The sequence below is a fragment of the Pseudomonas sp. C2.3V genome, assembly GCF_058536325.1.
On the sequence record NZ_JBZUBN010000001.1, the window covers coordinates 3,048,004 to 3,064,843 of the forward strand.

A 16,840-nucleotide genomic window follows, 5' to 3' on the forward strand; every position below is an offset into this window, starting at 1 on the left:
GTATCAGCACCGGAACTCAACGTTCACTCCGCAGGCCAAAAAGCGCGGATACCCGCTACCCCCTGGGCACCCGACGCCCAGGCACGGGACAAGTCAGCCGGCCCTAGGCCGCCTAGCAGATATGCAGGATGGTTAAATGCCTTCAAAAGCGCTTCCGCGGCTTCCCATCCCAGCGTCGGCGCTCCTGGGTGAGACTCGGTAGGTTGAACAGGAGAAAGCGTTACGAAGTCCACTCCCATCTGCCTGGCAAGCTCAAGCTCCTCAGCATTATGACAAGACGCTGCCAGCCAACGGTGCTCAGGAAAAGGTCGCCCATTGTCAGCGTAACGGCGCAGCTGCTGGCTGGTTATATGCCATCCGGCAGCCGGAAAGTCACCCAACCATTCCAATGGCCCCTTGAGCATGAGCTGAGCACGGCCAGCACAGAGTCCTTGCGCATCCACTGCAAGGTCACGGTATTGAGGATCGAATGAGGCAGGCGTGCGCAGCTGAACCAGCTCGATACCTGCATCCAATGCTCTGGCAAGCCCATTAAGCAACGCCTTCGGTTCAAGATCCCCTGGCGTGATCAGATAGGTGCGTGGTAGCCGGGCAGCCTTGACGATAGGAATGTTTGCCTCAGGAAATTCATAGTTGGGCAAGTCACGTGGCCGTACCCAAGCCAACGGTTGGCCTTCGAGTCCTTTGGCCTCCCCTGCAAATGAAGTGACCTCCCATACGTCGAGTAGAACCGACTTATCCGTATAGTCATGGCAAACCTGGATCAATGGACAGCAGGTCTCTACCTGAATGCCTAACTCTTCGCTCAGCTCACGAGCCAGGGCGACCTGAACATCCTCGCCAGGCTCGACCTTTCCACCTGGAAACTCCCACAAACCACCCTGGTGCTGCTCCTTTGATCGCTTTGCTATCAGGATTTCACCTTGAGGATTGCGAATAACCGCTGCTGCGACGTGAACTCGACTCATGAAATAACCTCTTTCTCTTTCAATGCCTCCTCATACCAGCGTTGGAATGCAGGCCATGCGTAAATGGCATCTACATATCCATCAGCATCGGATGCAAGAGGCACAGAATAACTTCTCAGGCGTGTAGCGACAGGGGCATAAAAAGCGTCAGCAATACTGGCACGACCAAACAGGAACGGCCCCTCTGCACCAAAACGCTCACGGCACTCTGCCCATAAGGAACAGATACGCTTGATGTCATTTTCAGCTTCGGCAGGTATTGTCGCGAGCCGTTGGCGGCGCTTCAGGTCCATGGGCAGGTGATTACGCAATGCTGAAAAACCGCTGTGCATTTCAGCACACAATGAACGGGCCATTGCCCGCGCGGCAGCGTCAGACGGCCACAGTCCTGCTTGCGAGTAGTTTTCGGCCATATACTCGGCAATTGCCAGAGAATCCCAGATGACCCCTTCCGGGGTTTTCAGGACAGGCACCTTACCGGTAGGAGAGTGCTGCCTAAGCCACGCACGGCTGTCTGGTGTGTAGAGCGGAATTTGGAGCTCGTCATAGGTAGCACCGGACAGCTCCATGACCAGCCAGGCTCTCAGCGACCAAGACGAGTAATTTTTGTTACCGATAACCAGGGTAAGAGACACGCGCCTCTCCTTATCCACAATCATGCATCTATAGGAGCACAAGAGAGGCGCGTTATGAAACGATTCCTCAATAAATCGGGAATGTTTCGCGTCAGGTGCGGTATTCCGCGTTGATCTTCACGTATTCATGGGACAGATCCGTTGTCCAGATCGTCTCACTGCAATGTCCACGACCCAATTCAATACGAATGCCAATTTCCTCTTTGCTCATGACTTCAGCGCCTTGCGCCTCGGTATAGGTCGCGGCGCGACCGCCTTTTTGAGCAATACAGACATCACCAAGGAAAACATCGATCAGGCTGACATCCAACTCCGGAACGCCTGCCCGGCCAACTGCAGCCAGAATGCGTCCCCAATTGGGGTCAGAGGCAAACAATGCTGTCTTGATCAGTGGGGAATGTGCCACAGCATAGGCTACGTCCAGGCATTCCTGATGATTCTTGCCGCCGTTGACTTCCACCGTTACAAACTTGGTTGCACCCTCGCCGTCTCGAACGATGGCCTGGGCAAGCTCCATGGACACCTCGAAAATCGCTCGTTTGAGTTGTGCGAACAGTTCGCCTTCGGCTCTATCAATCTCGGGGAGCAATGACTTGCCGGTAGCGATCAGCATGCAGCAATCATTGGTGGAGGTATCGCCATCGATGGTGATGCGATTGAAGGATTTATTGGAAGCGTCACGCAACAAATCCTGCAGAACGGGTTGAGCCACCTTTGCATCCGTCGCAATGTAGCCCAGCATGGTAGCCATGTTGGGACGAATCATCCCGGCGCCCTTGCTGATGCCCGTCACGGTGACGGTTTGCCCGTCAAAGGTAAACTGCCGGCTCGCCCCCTTGGGCAGGGTATCAGTCGTCATGATACCGCTGGCCGCTTGGGCCCAATTGTCTGCCTTAAGATCAGCCAGCGCTGCAGGCAGGGCAGCTTCGATCTTCTCGACAGGTAACGGCTCACCAATCACGCCTGTTGAAAACGGCAGAATGGCTGAGGCTTCCACCCCGGTCAAATTGGCAAGCGCTTGACAGGTACGCTCCGCAGCGGCCATTCCAGGCTCGCCGGTACCTGCATTGGCGTTACCTGTGTTGGTCAGCAGATAACGCACATCACCTGCAAATCGTTTACGCGCCAAAACAACCGGAGCGGCACAAAATGCATTGGTCGTAAAAACCCCAGCGACCCGCGCACCCTCTTCACAACGCATTACAACCACATCCTTGCGTCCAGGACGCTTGATGCCGGCAGATGCAATACCAAGCTCGAATCCTGGAACAGGATGTAACGTAGACAACGGGCCGAGACCAACAGCCATGAGGTTTCTCCTGTAGCTAACAATGAAACGCCGCGAGCGGCTGAGCCGGTCGCGGCGATAGGGTCATAACGTGTGCACGTCAGCCGGGCATTAGTCCAGCTTGCCGTGGCAATGCTTGTACTTTTTACCGGATCCGCACGGGCAAGGCTCGTTACGGCCTATTTTCTGCTCGTTGCGTGCAGGCTCAAGGGGTACGACCGTGTCTTCGCCCTCTTCCGGTACCTGTACCTCAGGCTGCGCAATGGAAGGCGCTTCGGCATGCTGGAACTGCATACGTTTGGCCAGCTCCTCGGCCTCATGACGCATGCGCGCCTCTTCTTCGGCAGCGTCTTCACGACGAACCTGAACGTGAGAGAGCACACGAATCGTGTCACGCTTGACGCTTTCCAGAAGTTCCTGGAACAGGTTGAAGGACTCGCGCTTGTACTCTTGTTTCGGGTTCTTTTGCGCATAGCCACGCAGGTGAATACCGTGACGCAGATGGTCCATTGTAGTCAGGTGATCTTTCCACAGATCGTCCATGACACGCAGCAGCATCTGCTTCTCGAAGCTGCGCAGAGCCTCGGCACCTGCCATCTCTTCCTTCTCATGATAGGCCGCCACCAGCGTTTCGAGAATTTTCTCGCGAAGTGTTTCCTCGTACAGCTTGTCGTCTTCATCCAGCCACTGCTGAATCGGTAGCTTGAGTCCGAAGTCGTTATAGATCGCTTCTTCAAGCCCTGGCACATCCCACTGCTCAGGCAAGGATTGCGGTGGAATATGAGCGCTGAATGTTTGCGCCAACGCATCACGGCGGAACTCGTTGATCGTCTCACCCACATCCTGCGATTCCAGCAGGGTGTTACGCATGTGATAGATCACCTTACGCTGTTCATTGGCGACATCATCATATTCGAGCAGCTGCTTACGAATATCGAAGTTCCGACCTTCCACTTTGCGCTGAGCTTTCTCGATGGCATTGGTTACCATGCGGTGCTCGATGGCCTCGCCTGCTTCCATGCCCAACGCCTTCATGAAATTCTTCACGCGATCAGACGCGAAGATACGCATCAGGTTATCTTCAAGGGACAGGTAGAAACGGCTGGAGCCCGGGTCACCCTGACGGCCTGCACGACCACGCAGCTGGTTATCGATACGGCGTGATTCGTGGCGTTCAGAGGCAATCACATGCAGGCCACCCGACTCGATGACCTGCTGATGACGCTTCTGCCACTCGGCCTTTATCTGAGCAATCTGTTCTTCAGTAGGATTCTCAAGGGCTGCAACTTCAGCTTCCCAATTACCCCCCAAGAGGATGTCTGTACCACGGCCAGCCATGTTGGTAGCAATCGTTACCATACCGGGACGCCCCGCCTGAGCAATGATCTCAGCCTCACGATCGTGGTATTTGGCGTTCAATACCTTGTGCTCAATACCTTCCTTTTGCAACAGATGAGACAGGTATTCGGAGCTTTCAATCGACGCGGTACCTACCAGTACCGGACGACCTGACTCCTGGCATTGCTTGACGTCAACGATAATCGCCGCATATTTCTCTTCCTGGGTCAGATACACCAAGTCGTTGAAATCCTTACGTGCCAGCGGTCTGTGGGTTGGAATCACAATAACGTCCAGACCATAGATCTGACGGAATTCAAACGCCTCGGTGTCCGCCGTACCGGTCATGCCAGCCAGCTTGTTATACAGCCGGAAATAGTTCTGGAAGGTAGTAGAAGCCAATGTCTGGCTTTCAGCCTGGATAGGCAGAGCTTCTTTCGCTTCGATCGCCTGATGCAGGCCCTCGGACAGACGACGTCCGGGCATCGTGCGGCCGGTATGCTCATCAATGAGCAGGACCTGGTTGTCCTGAACAATATATTCCACGTTACGGTGGAACAGCTTGTGTGCACGAAGCGCTGCGTAGACGTGAGTGAGAAGAGAAAGATTATGCGCTGAGTACAGGCTTTCACCTTCAGCCAGCAGACCCGCCTGGGTAAGCAGTTCCTCAATGAACTGGTGCCCCTGCTCGGTTATTTCCACCTGACGTGTTTTTTCGTCAATGGTGTAATGGCCTTCCTTCTCCTCCTCTCCCTCCACAGCCTCAACGTGCTGCTGAAGACGAGGAATGAGCTTATTGATCTGGATGTACAGTTGTGAGCTGTCTTCCGCCTGACCAGAAATAATCAGTGGCGTACGCGCCTCGTCGATAAGAATGGAGTCTACTTCGTCGACAACGGCAAAATTCAGCTCACGCTGATATTTCTCCTCGATACTGAACGCCATGTTATCGCGCAGATAATCAAAGCCGAATTCATTGTTGGTACCGTAGGTGATATCCGCTGCGTAAGCCGCACGCTTTTCCTCCGGCGGCTGGAAAGGCATGACAATGCCTACCGTCAGCCCTAGAAATTCATACAGCGGGCGCATCCAGTTCGCGTCACGGCGAGCCAGATAGTCGTTCACGGTGACTACGTGGACGCCTTTACCAGACAAGGCATTCAAATATACCGGCAGCGTTCCTACCAATGTCTTACCTTCACCGGTACGCATCTCGGCAATTTTGCCCTCGTGAAGCGTCATACCGCCGATGAGCTGGACGTCGAAATGGCGCATACCCATTACGCGCTTGCCCGCTTCGCGAGTTACGGCAAAGGCTTCAGGCAGGATATCGTCCAGTGTCTCGCCTTTAGCCAAACGCTCTTTGAACTCGAACGTCTTGGCACGCAATTGCTCGTCAGACAACCCAATAATCTGCTGTTCCAACGCATTAACGGCCTGTACGGCCTTGCTCATGCGCTTTACTTCTCGCTCGTTTTTACTTCCAAAGAGTTTCTTTAACAAAGGCGCAAACATATCGACTTGGGTCTTCCACTCGGAGAAATGGGGGGCGGCGGATCGGTGCCATCGCCCGCGCCGTCAAAAAGACAATGGGGCATTCTACTCGGAAACGCCGACGAGAAAAGGTTGACATCACTCAAAGGTCGGATTTCTGAATAGGTTTATCCGACTCATGAGGTTCATCTGTTAACATGCCAACCCCTGTCTGGAGTGCGCACACATGGTTTTTCGTCCTATTGTTGCCGTAGCGCCTGCCACCTTGCTTCGGCAGGCCAAACCCTTGAAACCACTACTGTATCAGGCAGAGCGTCTCGAACGCCTACAACGCCTAGTCGATGCACAGCTACAACCTGCAGCACGCGAGCACTGTAAAGTCGCAACCTGGCAGGACGGGTGTCTTCTGCTCATTATTACGGATGGACATTGGGCTACACGTTTGCGTTACCAACAGCGCCGCTTGCTTCGACAGCTTCAGCAGTCTTCAGAATTTACAGCTCTTCAAAAGATACTGTTCAAGGTCAAACCCAACCCTGATCCAAATCGAAAGCCAGGCCCGCGACGCGAGCTTTCCAATGTCGCTGCAGAAAGCCTGCTATCCACGGCTGAAGGTATCTCAGACCCTTCACTGCGCGCCGCGCTTGAGCGACTGGCCAGTAGAGCGCAGCCGAAAAAGACAGAAGAATAAAAAAGCCACCTTAAAGGTGGCTTTTTTAACACGCGTTCCTTACACCGCAGCAGCTGGCCGCATGTAAGAAATAGGAGCATCGCTAGAGCCTTCGAACGTTACAACTTCCCACGCATCAGGCTGAGCAATTAATGCACGTAGCAAGCGGTTGTTCATGGCATGCCCGGACTTATAGCCCCGGTACTCGCCAATCAAGCTTTTGCCTAGCAGATAAAGATCGCCAATGGCGTCTAGTATCTTGTGCTTTACAAACTCATCCTCATAACGAAGACCGTCTTCGTTGAGTACACCGTGCTCATCAACAACGATAGCGTTTTCAACGCTTCCGCCCAGAGCCAAGTTATGAGAGCGCAGGAATTCCAGATCCCGCATAAAGCCAAAGGTACGAGCCCGGCTGACTTCCTTGAGGAAGGAGGTGCTGGAAAAATCTACGGAAGCCTTCTGAGTACGACCGCTGACCACTGGATGGTCGAAATCGATCTCAAAGCTGACCTTGAACCCGTCAAACGGTACAAACGTCGCACGCTTATCACCGTCTACGACGCTGACTTCACGCTTGATACGAATGAACTGCTTTGCAGATTCCTGTTCTTCGATGCCAGCGGACTGGATCAAGAACACGAACGGACCGGCGCTTCCATCCATAATTGGAACTTCAGCGGCGGACAGTTCTACATACGCATTGTCGATGCCCAGACCTGCCAGTGCAGACAACAAATGCTCCACAGTGCCGACCTTGACACCACCCTGAATGAGATTGGTCGACATCGTGGTTTCGCCTACATACTCAGCCCAGGCGCGGATTTCCACGACCGGGTCCAGATCAATGCGGCGAAACACGATTCCGGTGTCTACGGGCGCTGGCTTCAGAGTGAGATATACCTTCTCCCCCGAATGCAGGCCAACGCCTGTAGCGCGAATAGTGTTCTTTAATGTGCGTTGTCTAATCATGACAGTTGCCGTTCATCGCTGATCGCGAATAGTTGTCAATAATGGGTCGATCATAACAGAACGACCCATTAATTCCCACCAATCACACAGATTGCATCGATTAATCTATTCAATCAGCCTGACGACGCAGGAACGCCGGAATATCAAGATAATCCAGGTCATCGTTTGGATTCATCTTGGCTGCAGCAGCAGAGCTTGTATGGTTCTGACTACGCATGACGGTCGGGCGATCCAGATCACGATAGTTGACGGCAGCATGCTCCTGACGCGGCGCAACGTTAGCCTGCTGAGTAGAGTTATCGACCACCTTGACCGGCTTTTCAAGACGGGCGCCTAAACCGGTAGCAACCACGGTAACGTGGAGTTCATCGCGCATTTCCGGGTCGATTACTGCACCGACCTTGACGGTTGCATGCTCAGAAGCGAAGTCTTCAATGATTTCGCCCACTGCAGCGTACTCACCCAGGGATAGATCCAGACCTGCAGTGATGTTGACCAGAATACCGCGAGCCCCATGCAGGTTGACGTCTTCCAGAAGTGGATTACGGATAGCGGCCTCAGTCGCTTCACGTGCACGGTTCGGGCCGCTGGCATGACCAGTTCCCATCATGGCCATGCCCATCTCACCCATAACCGTCTTGACGTCAGCAAAGTCAACGTTCATCAAGCCAGGACGCTGCATGATGTCCGAGATACCACGAACTGCGCCAGCCAATACATCGTCAGCCTTGGCGAAAGCGGCCAGCAGACTGGCATCCTTGCCGAGAATGGTCAGCAGTTTCTCATTGGGGATGGTAATGAGAGAGTCGACGCATTCGGAAAGGGAGCGAATACCCTCATCAGCCACCTGCATGCGCTTGCGACCTTCAAAGGGGAACGGGCGAGTTACCACGGCGACGGTGAGGATACCCATCTCCTTGGCAACTTCAGCAATAATCGGGGCGGCACCCGTACCTGTACCACCACCCATACCGGTAGTGATGAAAACCATATCGGCGCCTTCCAGAACTTCCGCGATACGCTCGCGATCTTCCATGGCTGCCTGACGGCCAATCTCAGGGTTCGTACCTGCGCCCAAGCCCTTCGTTACCCCTGGGCCAAGTTGCAGCACTGTACGAGAGCTCACATTTTTTAGCGCCTGGGCATCCGTGTTGGCACAGATGAATTCGACGCCTTCCACGCCGCTCTTCACCATGTGGTTAACGGCGTTACCGCCACCACCACCTACACCGATGACCTTAATGACTGCGCTCTGTGGAATATTGTCTACGAGCTCGAACATAATCCCCTCTCTTCCTCTCGGTTTTCGCCTACTGCTGCCGCGATTGAATTAGATTACAAATTGCCCTGGACCCAGCGCTTTATACGCTCCAGGACTGAATTCTTGGGTTCGTCACTGCTGTATCCGCCGGTGACAACCGGCACATTGTCGGATTGCTTCTGCAACCCATAGAGCAACAGGCCTACACCTGTTGAATAAATTGGGTTACGTACAACATCGGTCAGCCCCTTGACCGTCTGCGGTACACCAAGACGCACCGGCATATGGAAAATCTCCTCGGCAAGTTCAACTGCCCCTTCCATCTTTGCAGTACCGCCGGTTAATACGATCCCTGCCGGAATCAAGTCTTCATATCCGCTGCGGCGCAACTCTGCCTGAACAAGCGTGAAGAGCTCATCGTAACGCGGCTCTACTACCTCAGCCAATGCCTGACGCGAAAGTTCGCGAGGCGGCCTTTCTCCCACACTGGGCACCTTGATGGTCTCCCCAGCCCCCGCCAGCTTTGCCAGAGCACAAGCATACCGAATCTTGATCTCTTCCGCATATTGTGTAGGCGTTCGCAAAGCCATGGCGATGTCATTTGTGACCTGATCGCCTGCAATGGGAATAACCGCCGTATGACGAATGGCGCCCTCTGTAAAAATGGCTATATCAGTCGTTCCGCCACCAATATCCACCAGGCATACGCCCAGCTCCTTCTCATCATCCGTCAGAACGGAATATGCAGAAGCCAGTTGCTCAAGAATGATGTCGTCGACCTCCAGTCCGCAACGACGAACACATTTCTCGATATTTTGGGCAGCATTTACGGCACAGGTCACTACGTGGACTTTAGCCTCCAGACGAACACCGGACATACCAAGCGGCTCACGTACACCTTCCTGGTTGTCGATGACATAGTCTTGAGCCAAAGTGTGCAAGACCCGTTGATCAGCTGGTATCGCCACAGCTTGAGCTGCGTCAAGAACACGATCGATATCAGCAGGGCTGACCTCCCGATCACGAATAGCCACGATACCGTGGGAATTCAGGCTACGGATATGGTTGCCTGCAATGCCTACAAATGCCGAATGAATACGGCAGCCCGCCATGAGCTGGGCCTCTTCTACTGCGCGCTGAATCGACTGGACCGTGGATTCGATATTGACCACTACGCCTTTTTTCAAACCGCGGGAAGGATGCGTGCCGATGCCCACAATCTCGACCTGACCATCGGAAGACACCTCACCCACCAAGGCCACAACCTTTGAGGTTCCGATGTCCAGTCCGACGATCATCTTGCCGCTCTGCACGTTCGCCATGTTTATTGAATTCTCCTCAATTCTTTATTCGGCACGGGCTGACGCTACAGTTGTGGGAGCTACCGGCTCACGCCACGCCACCGCCAGCCCGTTTGGATAACGCAAGTCGATGCGAGCAATATTGGCCATCTGATCCTTGAGTACTTGGTCATACATCTTGACGAAGCGCCGCATCTTGTCCACGAGGTCATCACGACCAAAAATCAATTCAACGCCCTGACCCGTAGTCAGGAACCAACTCCCCCGATCATGCATTTCCAGCCGCGTAACCGTGAATCCAAGTGGACGCAGCATCTGACTGAACAATTGATACTGCTGCATTACCTGCTGCTGCGCACGTTGCGGCCCATAGAGGCGTGGCAGGTTGTCGTAATGTGCCAGATCCTTAGGTGCAAAGGCCTCGCCCTGGTTATTCAGCAGGGCTTCGTCCCCCCAGCGCGCAACAGGGAGCTGCTCCTCAAGATGGATGGCGACTTCATCCGGCCAAACACGGCGAACCTCTGCATGGGCAATCCAGGGCATCTGCTCAAGTGCCTGACGCATATTGGCCAGATCGATTGAGAAGAATGTCCCGTCAGCATAGGGCGCGATACGTTGCTGCACAGCCTCTCGGCTGATGTAGCTCAGGTCACCTTCGACATTCACCTTCGTGATTGGACGATCCGCATAAGGCAGCAGCTGTTGAGACAGCTCATATGTGCCGAAGCCAAGCCCTACCAGCAGAAGTGGCCAGGCCACACGCTTAAAGAGATTGAAGCTGGGCTTTGGCAGCCGAGCCGAGACAGGCTCCTTTTCCACCAGGCGGCTTGCACCACGCGGTGGTACCTTGCCACGAAGTGGCGTGCGACCCAATCCAGGTTGTGTATGACGAAGTGTCGTGACCATGTTAGCCCCTCGACTCCATTGTGCCTGCCAGAACCGTCAGGACAAGTTGTTGATAATCAAGGCCTGCGGCCTTGGCTGCCATGGGAACAAGGCTATGGTCCGTCATGCCGGGGACTGTATTGACTTCCAGCAGCCAGAACCGACCCTCTTTATCCTGCATGACATCAACGCGCGCCCAGCCAGCAGTCCCCACGACCTCACAGGCATGACGAGCCAATACCTTGAGTTCCAACTCACGCTCCTCATCAAGGCCACACGGAACCTGATAGCGAGTGTCGGATGCCAGGTATTTGGCGTCATAGTCATAGAAGTCGTGGGTAGTACCCAGACGAATAGGCGGCAGTACCTGATCGCCCAACAGGGCGACAGTAAACTCAGGACCGCTAATCCATTGTTCGACAAGAACTTGCGAATCGTACGTCGAGGCGGACTGCCAAGCAGTGATCAGCTCATTAACACTGTTCACCTTGGCCATACCAATGCTGGAACCTTCATGGGCGGGTTTGACGATAAGTGGAAACCCGAGTTCCTCAGCAGCCTTCCGACAATCAGACTCACAGCACAAAACGGCGTATTTAGGCGTGGACAGACCCTGGCTCAACCAGAGGTGTTTTGTTTTCAGCTTATCCATGGCCAATGCGGAAGCCAGCACCCCACTTCCTGTATAGGGTATACCCAGGCACTCCAACAGCCCTTGCATGCTACCGTCTTCCCCACCCCGTCCATGCAGGACGATAAAGGCACGGTCTACCTGTTCAGTGTTCAAACGCTGCAGCAGGTCCTGACCAACATCGATACCGAACGCATCAACGCCCGCAGCCTGCAGCGCAGCCAGCACCATTTTCCCTGAATTAAGGGAAACTTCGCGCTCGGCACTCTTGCCACCATACAACACGGCAACACGACCGTAATCGGCTGGCTGGATCGACATTGGATCAAGGATGGCGCTCATAGCGACTTCCTCAGAAAGTCAGAATTGAACAAGGGGCTTTTTATCAATTGCGGAGCCAGAGTGCCGATATCACCAGCACCTTGGCAGAGGAGAATATCCCCAGCCTTCAGGAGAGGCTTGATAAGAGGAGCAAGCTCGGTACCACGCTCGATGTAGATTGGGTCTAGCTGACCACGTTGACGGATACTATGACAGAGACGGCGGCTGTCGGCACCTGGAATCGGCTCTTCACCTGCCGGATAGACTTCCATCAACAACAATACATTGGCATCAGCCAGGACCTGCACGAAATCATCGTACAAATCACGTGTACGGCTATAGCGATGGGGCTGATAAACCATGACCAGGCGGCGCTCAGGCCAACCACCACGAACGGCCTTTATTACCGCTGCCACTTCACGGGGATGATGACCATAATCATCTACCAGCATCACACTGCCATTTTCGACAGGCAGTTCACCGTATACCTGAAAGCGACGACCTACTCCCTGGAATTCAGACAGGCCCGCTACGATGGCGTCATCGCTAAGCCCTTCATCTGTTGCAATGGCGATAGTTGCCAGCGCGTTGAGTACATTATGTACTCCTGGCATGTTCACAGACACCGCCAAGGGTTCACGACCATTGCGAAGCACGGTGAAATAGGTACGCATGCCTTTTTGGCGGATATCGACTGCGCGGACGTCTGCATCCTCGCTGGTGCCGTAAGTCACCGTGGGACGCGCAACCTGAGGAATGATCTCACGTACGACCGGATCGTCAACGCACAGTACAGCCAGTCCATAGAACGGCAAATTATGCAGAAAATCGATAAAGGTTTTCTTCAGCCGACTGAAGTCCCCTTCATACGTATCCATGTGATCAGCGTCGATATTGGTTACTACCGCCACCATAGGCTGAAGATGCAGAAAGCTCGCATCACTTTCATCAGCCTCGGCAACGAGATAACGACTGGTTCCAAGTTGAGCATTAGTCCCTGCTGCATTCAGGCGACCACCGATGACAAAGGTAGGATCGAGGCCTTCGGCCGCCAGCACGGAAGCAATCAGACTTGTCGTTGTGGTTTTCCCATGAGTACCTGCTACTGCAATTCCATGCCGGTACCGCATCAGCTCAGCCAGCATTTCAGCGCGAGGAACCACAGGAATACGGTTTTCCAGGGCAGCTGCCACTTCAGGGTTGGACTTGTTAATAGCGCTGGAAACGACTAGTACGTCCACGCGCTCAAGGTTTTCGGCGCTATGACCTATATAAATCTTGGCACCAAATTGCTGCAAGCGCTCGGTAACAGGAGAAGCCCGGAGGTCGGAGCCGGATACTTCGTACCCCAGATTGAGCAGAACCTCGGCAATTCCACACATGCCTACGCCGCCGATTCCTACAAAATGAATTCGCCGAATGCTACGCATACGACGCACTTCTGCCTGGATTGCGCTCTGAGATTTAACCATTGGCCACCTCCAGGCAGGCATCTACCACGGCTCGGGTTGCATCAGGCTTAGCCAGGGCATGGCTACGAGTGGCCATGGCAGTCAATCGTTCGGGTTGCATCAAAACCTCAGTTAGCTGTGCGGCAATCGCCGTCGCATCAGTCATTTTCTGCGGGAACAAAAGGGCTGCGCCCTCGTTCACCAAAAATTCAGCATTGCGTGTCTGGTGATCATCAATGGCATGAGGCAGTGGGATCAGAAATGCCGGCAAGCCTGCGGCCGTAAGCTCACTTACCGTCAGTGCACCTGCGCGGCAGATCACAAGGTCAGCCCAGGCATAAGCCTGAGCCATATCCGAGATGAATGGCATCACCTCTGCATCAAGATTCGAGGAGCTATAGCGCTGCTGTGTTACTTCAGCGTGCTGCCGCCCTGCCTGGTGTTTCACGTTAGGACGCAGGCCGGCGGATACCTGAGCAAGCGCTTCAGGCACAAGTTTATTGATAGGCTCTGCACCAAGGCTGCCACCCAAAATCAGCAGATTGACCCTACGCCCTTCAAAAGAAGGCCGCACGGTTTGCAGGAAAAGCTCCTTGCGAACGGGGTTACCTGTACTTAACCGCTTGGGAGACGCGGCGAACGTGGCAGGAAAACCTTCGCATACTTTTTTTGCGATAGGCGCAAGCAAGCGGTTTGCAGTACCGGCAACTGCATTCTGCTCGTGAATAATAAGAGGAACGCCAGACAGACGAGCCGCCATACCGCCAGGCCCCGTGACGAAGCCACCCATACCCAGCACACAGACAGGCTTGAGAGTACGCATGATGCCGAGCGCTTGCATTAGGGCTCCGCTGAGCTGAAAGGGAGCTTTCAGCAGTGACTGCATACCCTTACCACGCAGTCCGGTAACGGTAATACGGTGTAAGGGAAGACCTGCTTGCGGGACGACATCATTTTCAATACCACGAGGCGTACCCAGCCAATGAACGGTATACCCCCGACTTTCAAACTCCCTGGCGCAGGCCAGCGCGGGAAAAACGTGTCCCCCAGTACCGCCTGCCATGATGAGGACATTACCGGACATCAGCAAAATCCTCTTCCGAAAACTCAACTTCCTCGTCGTTCATGAGTGTCCGTCTTTCCCACTCGATCCTAAGCAACAATGCCATGCTGATGCAGCAGATGATCAGCGAACTTCCGCCATAGCTTAAAAATGGCAGTGTCAGTCCCTTGGTAGGCAATAGCCCGACATTTACGCCGATATTGATCAGGAACTGGCCAATCCAGAGCATGGAAAGTCCATACGCCATATAGGCTGCAAAATACTGTTTGGCCTGCTCTGCCCAATAGCCAATGTAAAGGCCGCGTACGCATACAAAGAGAAACAACCCGACGGTGGCCAAGGCTCCGACAAGCCCCAACTCTTCTGCCAGAACGGCAAATACAAAGTCAGTGTGAGCCTCTGGCAGGTAGAACTGCTTCTGGATGCTGTTACCCAAGCCAAGCCCGAACCAGCCTCCTCGGCCAAAAGCGATTAATGCCTGAGTGAGCTGGTAGCCCGACCCAAACTGATCAGCCCAAGGGTCGGTAAAGGTGATGAGACGCTGCATACGGTACTCCTGGGTCTGAACCAGGATAAACACCGCCAGAACAGCCAGGGCCACCATCAGAATGAAACGGAACAACCCTACGCCACCCAGAAACAGCATGACAGCGGCTGCACCCATCATGACAACCGTTGCCCCGAAGTCTGGCTCACGCAGCAGAAGCATGGCCAGCGGAAGCAACACAATGAAAGGCTTGAAAAAACCGGCCCAACTACGTCGCACTTCCTGCTCTCGCCGCACCAGATAGCCAGCCAGGTAAATAACAACAAATACCTTGGCTATTTCGGAAGGCTGAACGTTAAACAAGCCGAAGCCGATCCAGCGCAACGATCCATTTACTTCACGGCCGATTCCGGGAATCAACACCATGATCAACAAGGCGAATGCTGCAATTAGCAGAGTTCCACCAAAACGCTGCCAGGTAGCCATTGGGATCATGAGCGTAGCTCCACAACCCACGACACCTATCGCCAGATAGATCAGATGACGAATCATGTAGTACAGCGGATTTCCAGCCTGAGCGGCTGCTACTTCCGACGATGCGGAAGTGATCATGACCAAGCCCAAACCGAGCAAGGCCAGACAGCCAGCCAGCAAAGGAAAGTCAAGATCAACACCGTTCCGGCTGATGAGCGGCGAAGGATAAGGGCGCAGCAAGGAAAACATCAATTAAGCGCCTCCACGGCCTGAGCAAACAACCGCCCACGCTCTTCAAAATTACGGAACATGTCCAGGCTTGCGCACGCTGGAGACAAGAGAACAGCATCACCAGGCTCGGCTAACGCTGCGGCTCTCTCGACGGCTTGCTCTAGTGTGGAGACATGAACGATCGTGATATCGGTATTCAAGGATTCAGCCAAGCGTTCAGCGTCCCGTCCAAGCAGAACGACTGCGCGGCAGAAAGCACTTATCGGTTTGCGGAGCGGTTCAAAATCGGCTCCTTTGCCATCGCCGCCAGCCAAAAGCACCAGTTTGCCTGCGATATCGCTTCCCAATCCTTCGATAGCAGCCAACGCAGCACCTACGTTGGTAGCTTTTGAATCGTTGTAATAGTGCACACCAGCCTTCTCACCTACCCACTGGCAACGGTGAGCCAAACCTGAAAACTCGCGAAGTGCTTCCAGCATCGGCTCGAAAGGCAATCCGGCAGCATGTCCCAAGGCTAACGCAGCCAAGGCATTGGCCTGATTATGGGCGCCACGAATCTTTAGGTCCTTTACAGGCATGAGCGGATCGAACTGAAAAGCCAGCCACTTCTCACCGTCGTGCTCACGCAGGCCGAAGCCGTTGAAATCCGGCTGACCACAACCAAATGTCCAGCATGGGACTTGCTCGGACACTAACGGGCGAGACAAGGGGTCATCCCGATTGACGACCACCTGACGTGCGCCTCTGAAGATCCGGTGCTTGGCCAGATGGTAAGCAGCCATACCACTGTAGCGATCCATGTGATCTTCACTGACGTTCAATACCGTGGCCACCTCAGCGTTCAACCGCTCACAGGTTTCCAATTGAAAACTGGACAGCTCAAGCACATAAAGGTCGACATTGTCGTCTAATAGATCCAGCGCTGGCGTTCCAAGGTTTCCGCCTACGCCGACGTGCTTGCCCGCCTTGCAGGCCATTTCACCAACAAGGGTCGTTACGGTACTTTTAGCGTTGGACCCAGTAATCGCAACGATAGGCGCCTTGGCCAGACGGGCAAACAATTCAATGTCACCGGAAAGCCTGACACCCTGCTCCGCCGCCTTCTGAATTGCAGGCGTCTGCAATGACAAGCCGGGGCTGACATAAAGCTCACTGGCGCGGCTCAAGAAATCGGCATCCAATTCACCACAGCGCACTTCTACCTGTGGATAGTGGGTGCGCAGTGTTTCCAGCTCAGGCGGGTTTTCCCGCGTGTCCACCACAGCGAATGGAACACCTTGGCGCGCCAAATGGCGAACCAGCGACATGCCACTCTTGCCAAGGCCTACAACAATGCGGAACTGGTCGGAAGCGATCAGGCTCATGGTTGT

The 16,840-nt window shown here is 54.2% G+C and carries 14 protein-coding genes; 1 reads left to right on the forward strand and 13 read right to left on the reverse strand.

Features of this window, described 5'->3' with window-relative positions:
- Window positions 1–23 precede the first annotated feature (23 nt).
- The 4 genes from AC4LF3_RS14545 to secA form a co-directional block, all read right to left on the reverse strand.
- Window positions 24–968 (reverse strand): Nudix family hydrolase, encoded by a 945-nt coding sequence (locus AC4LF3_RS14545; RefSeq protein ID WP_491835572.1) that lies wholly within the window; start codon window positions 966–968, stop codon window positions 24–26.
- On the reverse strand, window positions 965–1,603 hold the full coding sequence (locus AC4LF3_RS14550; RefSeq protein ID WP_491835574.1) for a glutathione S-transferase family protein: 639 nt from the start codon (window positions 1,601–1,603) through the stop codon (window positions 965–967). Before AC4LF3_RS14550 ends, AC4LF3_RS14545 begins: the two co-directional genes overlap by 4 nt.
- Window positions 1,604–1,694: 91 nt before the next feature.
- Window positions 1,695–2,912, reverse strand: coding sequence for a bifunctional glutamate N-acetyltransferase/amino-acid acetyltransferase ArgJ (argJ, locus tag AC4LF3_RS14555; protein ID WP_447109036.1), 1,218 nt, complete (start codon window positions 2,910–2,912; stop codon window positions 1,695–1,697).
- 90 nt (window positions 2,913–3,002) lie between these two features.
- Window positions 3,003–5,744 carry a preprotein translocase subunit SecA gene (gene secA / locus AC4LF3_RS14560; RefSeq protein WP_491835577.1) on the reverse strand — a complete coding sequence of 914 codons (2,742 nt, stop codon included), beginning with the start codon at window positions 5,742–5,744 and terminating at the stop codon, window positions 3,003–3,005.
- 205 nt (window positions 5,745–5,949) lie between these two features.
- On the opposite strand from secA, the gene AC4LF3_RS14565 reads away from it, so the two are divergent.
- The gene (locus AC4LF3_RS14565) at window positions 5,950–6,414 is read left to right on the forward strand and encodes a DciA family protein (protein ID WP_010795309.1); all 465 of its coding nucleotides are present in this window, start codon (window positions 5,950–5,952) and stop codon (window positions 6,412–6,414) included.
- Between the two features lie 39 nt (window positions 6,415–6,453).
- Here AC4LF3_RS14565 and lpxC read toward each other — a convergent pair whose 3' ends face one another.
- From lpxC to murD, 9 genes are all read right to left on the reverse strand, one after another.
- A complete protein-coding gene (gene lpxC, locus AC4LF3_RS14570; RefSeq protein WP_010795310.1) occupies window positions 6,454–7,365 on the reverse strand; it encodes a UDP-3-O-acyl-N-acetylglucosamine deacetylase in 912 nt (303 codons plus the stop codon).
- 109 nt (window positions 7,366–7,474) lie between these two features.
- Window positions 7,475–8,647 (reverse strand): cell division protein FtsZ, encoded by a 1,173-nt coding sequence (gene ftsZ, locus AC4LF3_RS14575; RefSeq protein WP_010795311.1) that lies wholly within the window; start codon window positions 8,645–8,647, stop codon window positions 7,475–7,477.
- 53 nt (window positions 8,648–8,700) lie between these two features.
- Window positions 8,701–9,948, reverse strand: a complete 1,248-nt coding sequence (ftsA, locus tag AC4LF3_RS14580; protein ID WP_010795312.1) for a cell division protein FtsA — start codon at window positions 9,946–9,948, stop codon at window positions 8,701–8,703.
- 24 nt (window positions 9,949–9,972) lie between these two features.
- Window positions 9,973–10,833: a cell division protein FtsQ/DivIB gene (locus AC4LF3_RS14585; RefSeq protein WP_010795313.1), complete on the reverse strand. Its 861-nt coding sequence runs from the start codon at window positions 10,831–10,833 to the stop codon at window positions 9,973–9,975.
- A gap of 1 nt (window position 10,834) precedes the next feature.
- Window positions 10,835–11,785, reverse strand: a complete 951-nt coding sequence (locus AC4LF3_RS14590; RefSeq protein ID WP_019366773.1) for a D-alanine--D-alanine ligase — start codon at window positions 11,783–11,785, stop codon at window positions 10,835–10,837.
- A complete protein-coding gene (gene murC, locus AC4LF3_RS14595; RefSeq protein ID WP_010795315.1) occupies window positions 11,782–13,236 on the reverse strand; it encodes a UDP-N-acetylmuramate--L-alanine ligase in 1,455 nt (484 codons plus the stop codon). Before murC ends, AC4LF3_RS14590 begins: the two co-directional genes overlap by 4 nt.
- Window positions 13,229–14,299, reverse strand: a complete 1,071-nt coding sequence (murG, locus tag AC4LF3_RS14600) for an undecaprenyldiphospho-muramoylpentapeptide beta-N-acetylglucosaminyltransferase (protein ID WP_491835581.1) — start codon at window positions 14,297–14,299, stop codon at window positions 13,229–13,231. The genes murC and murG overlap by 8 nt, the downstream gene beginning before the upstream one ends.
- Window positions 14,289–15,488, reverse strand: coding sequence for a putative lipid II flippase FtsW (gene ftsW, locus AC4LF3_RS14605; protein ID WP_019366775.1), 1,200 nt, complete (start codon window positions 15,486–15,488; stop codon window positions 14,289–14,291). The genes murG and ftsW overlap by 11 nt, the downstream gene beginning before the upstream one ends.
- Window positions 15,488–16,834, reverse strand: coding sequence for a UDP-N-acetylmuramoyl-L-alanine--D-glutamate ligase (gene murD, locus AC4LF3_RS14610; protein WP_150346851.1), 1,347 nt, complete (start codon window positions 16,832–16,834; stop codon window positions 15,488–15,490). Before murD ends, ftsW begins: the two co-directional genes overlap by 1 nt.
- Window positions 16,835–16,840 lie beyond the last annotated feature (6 nt).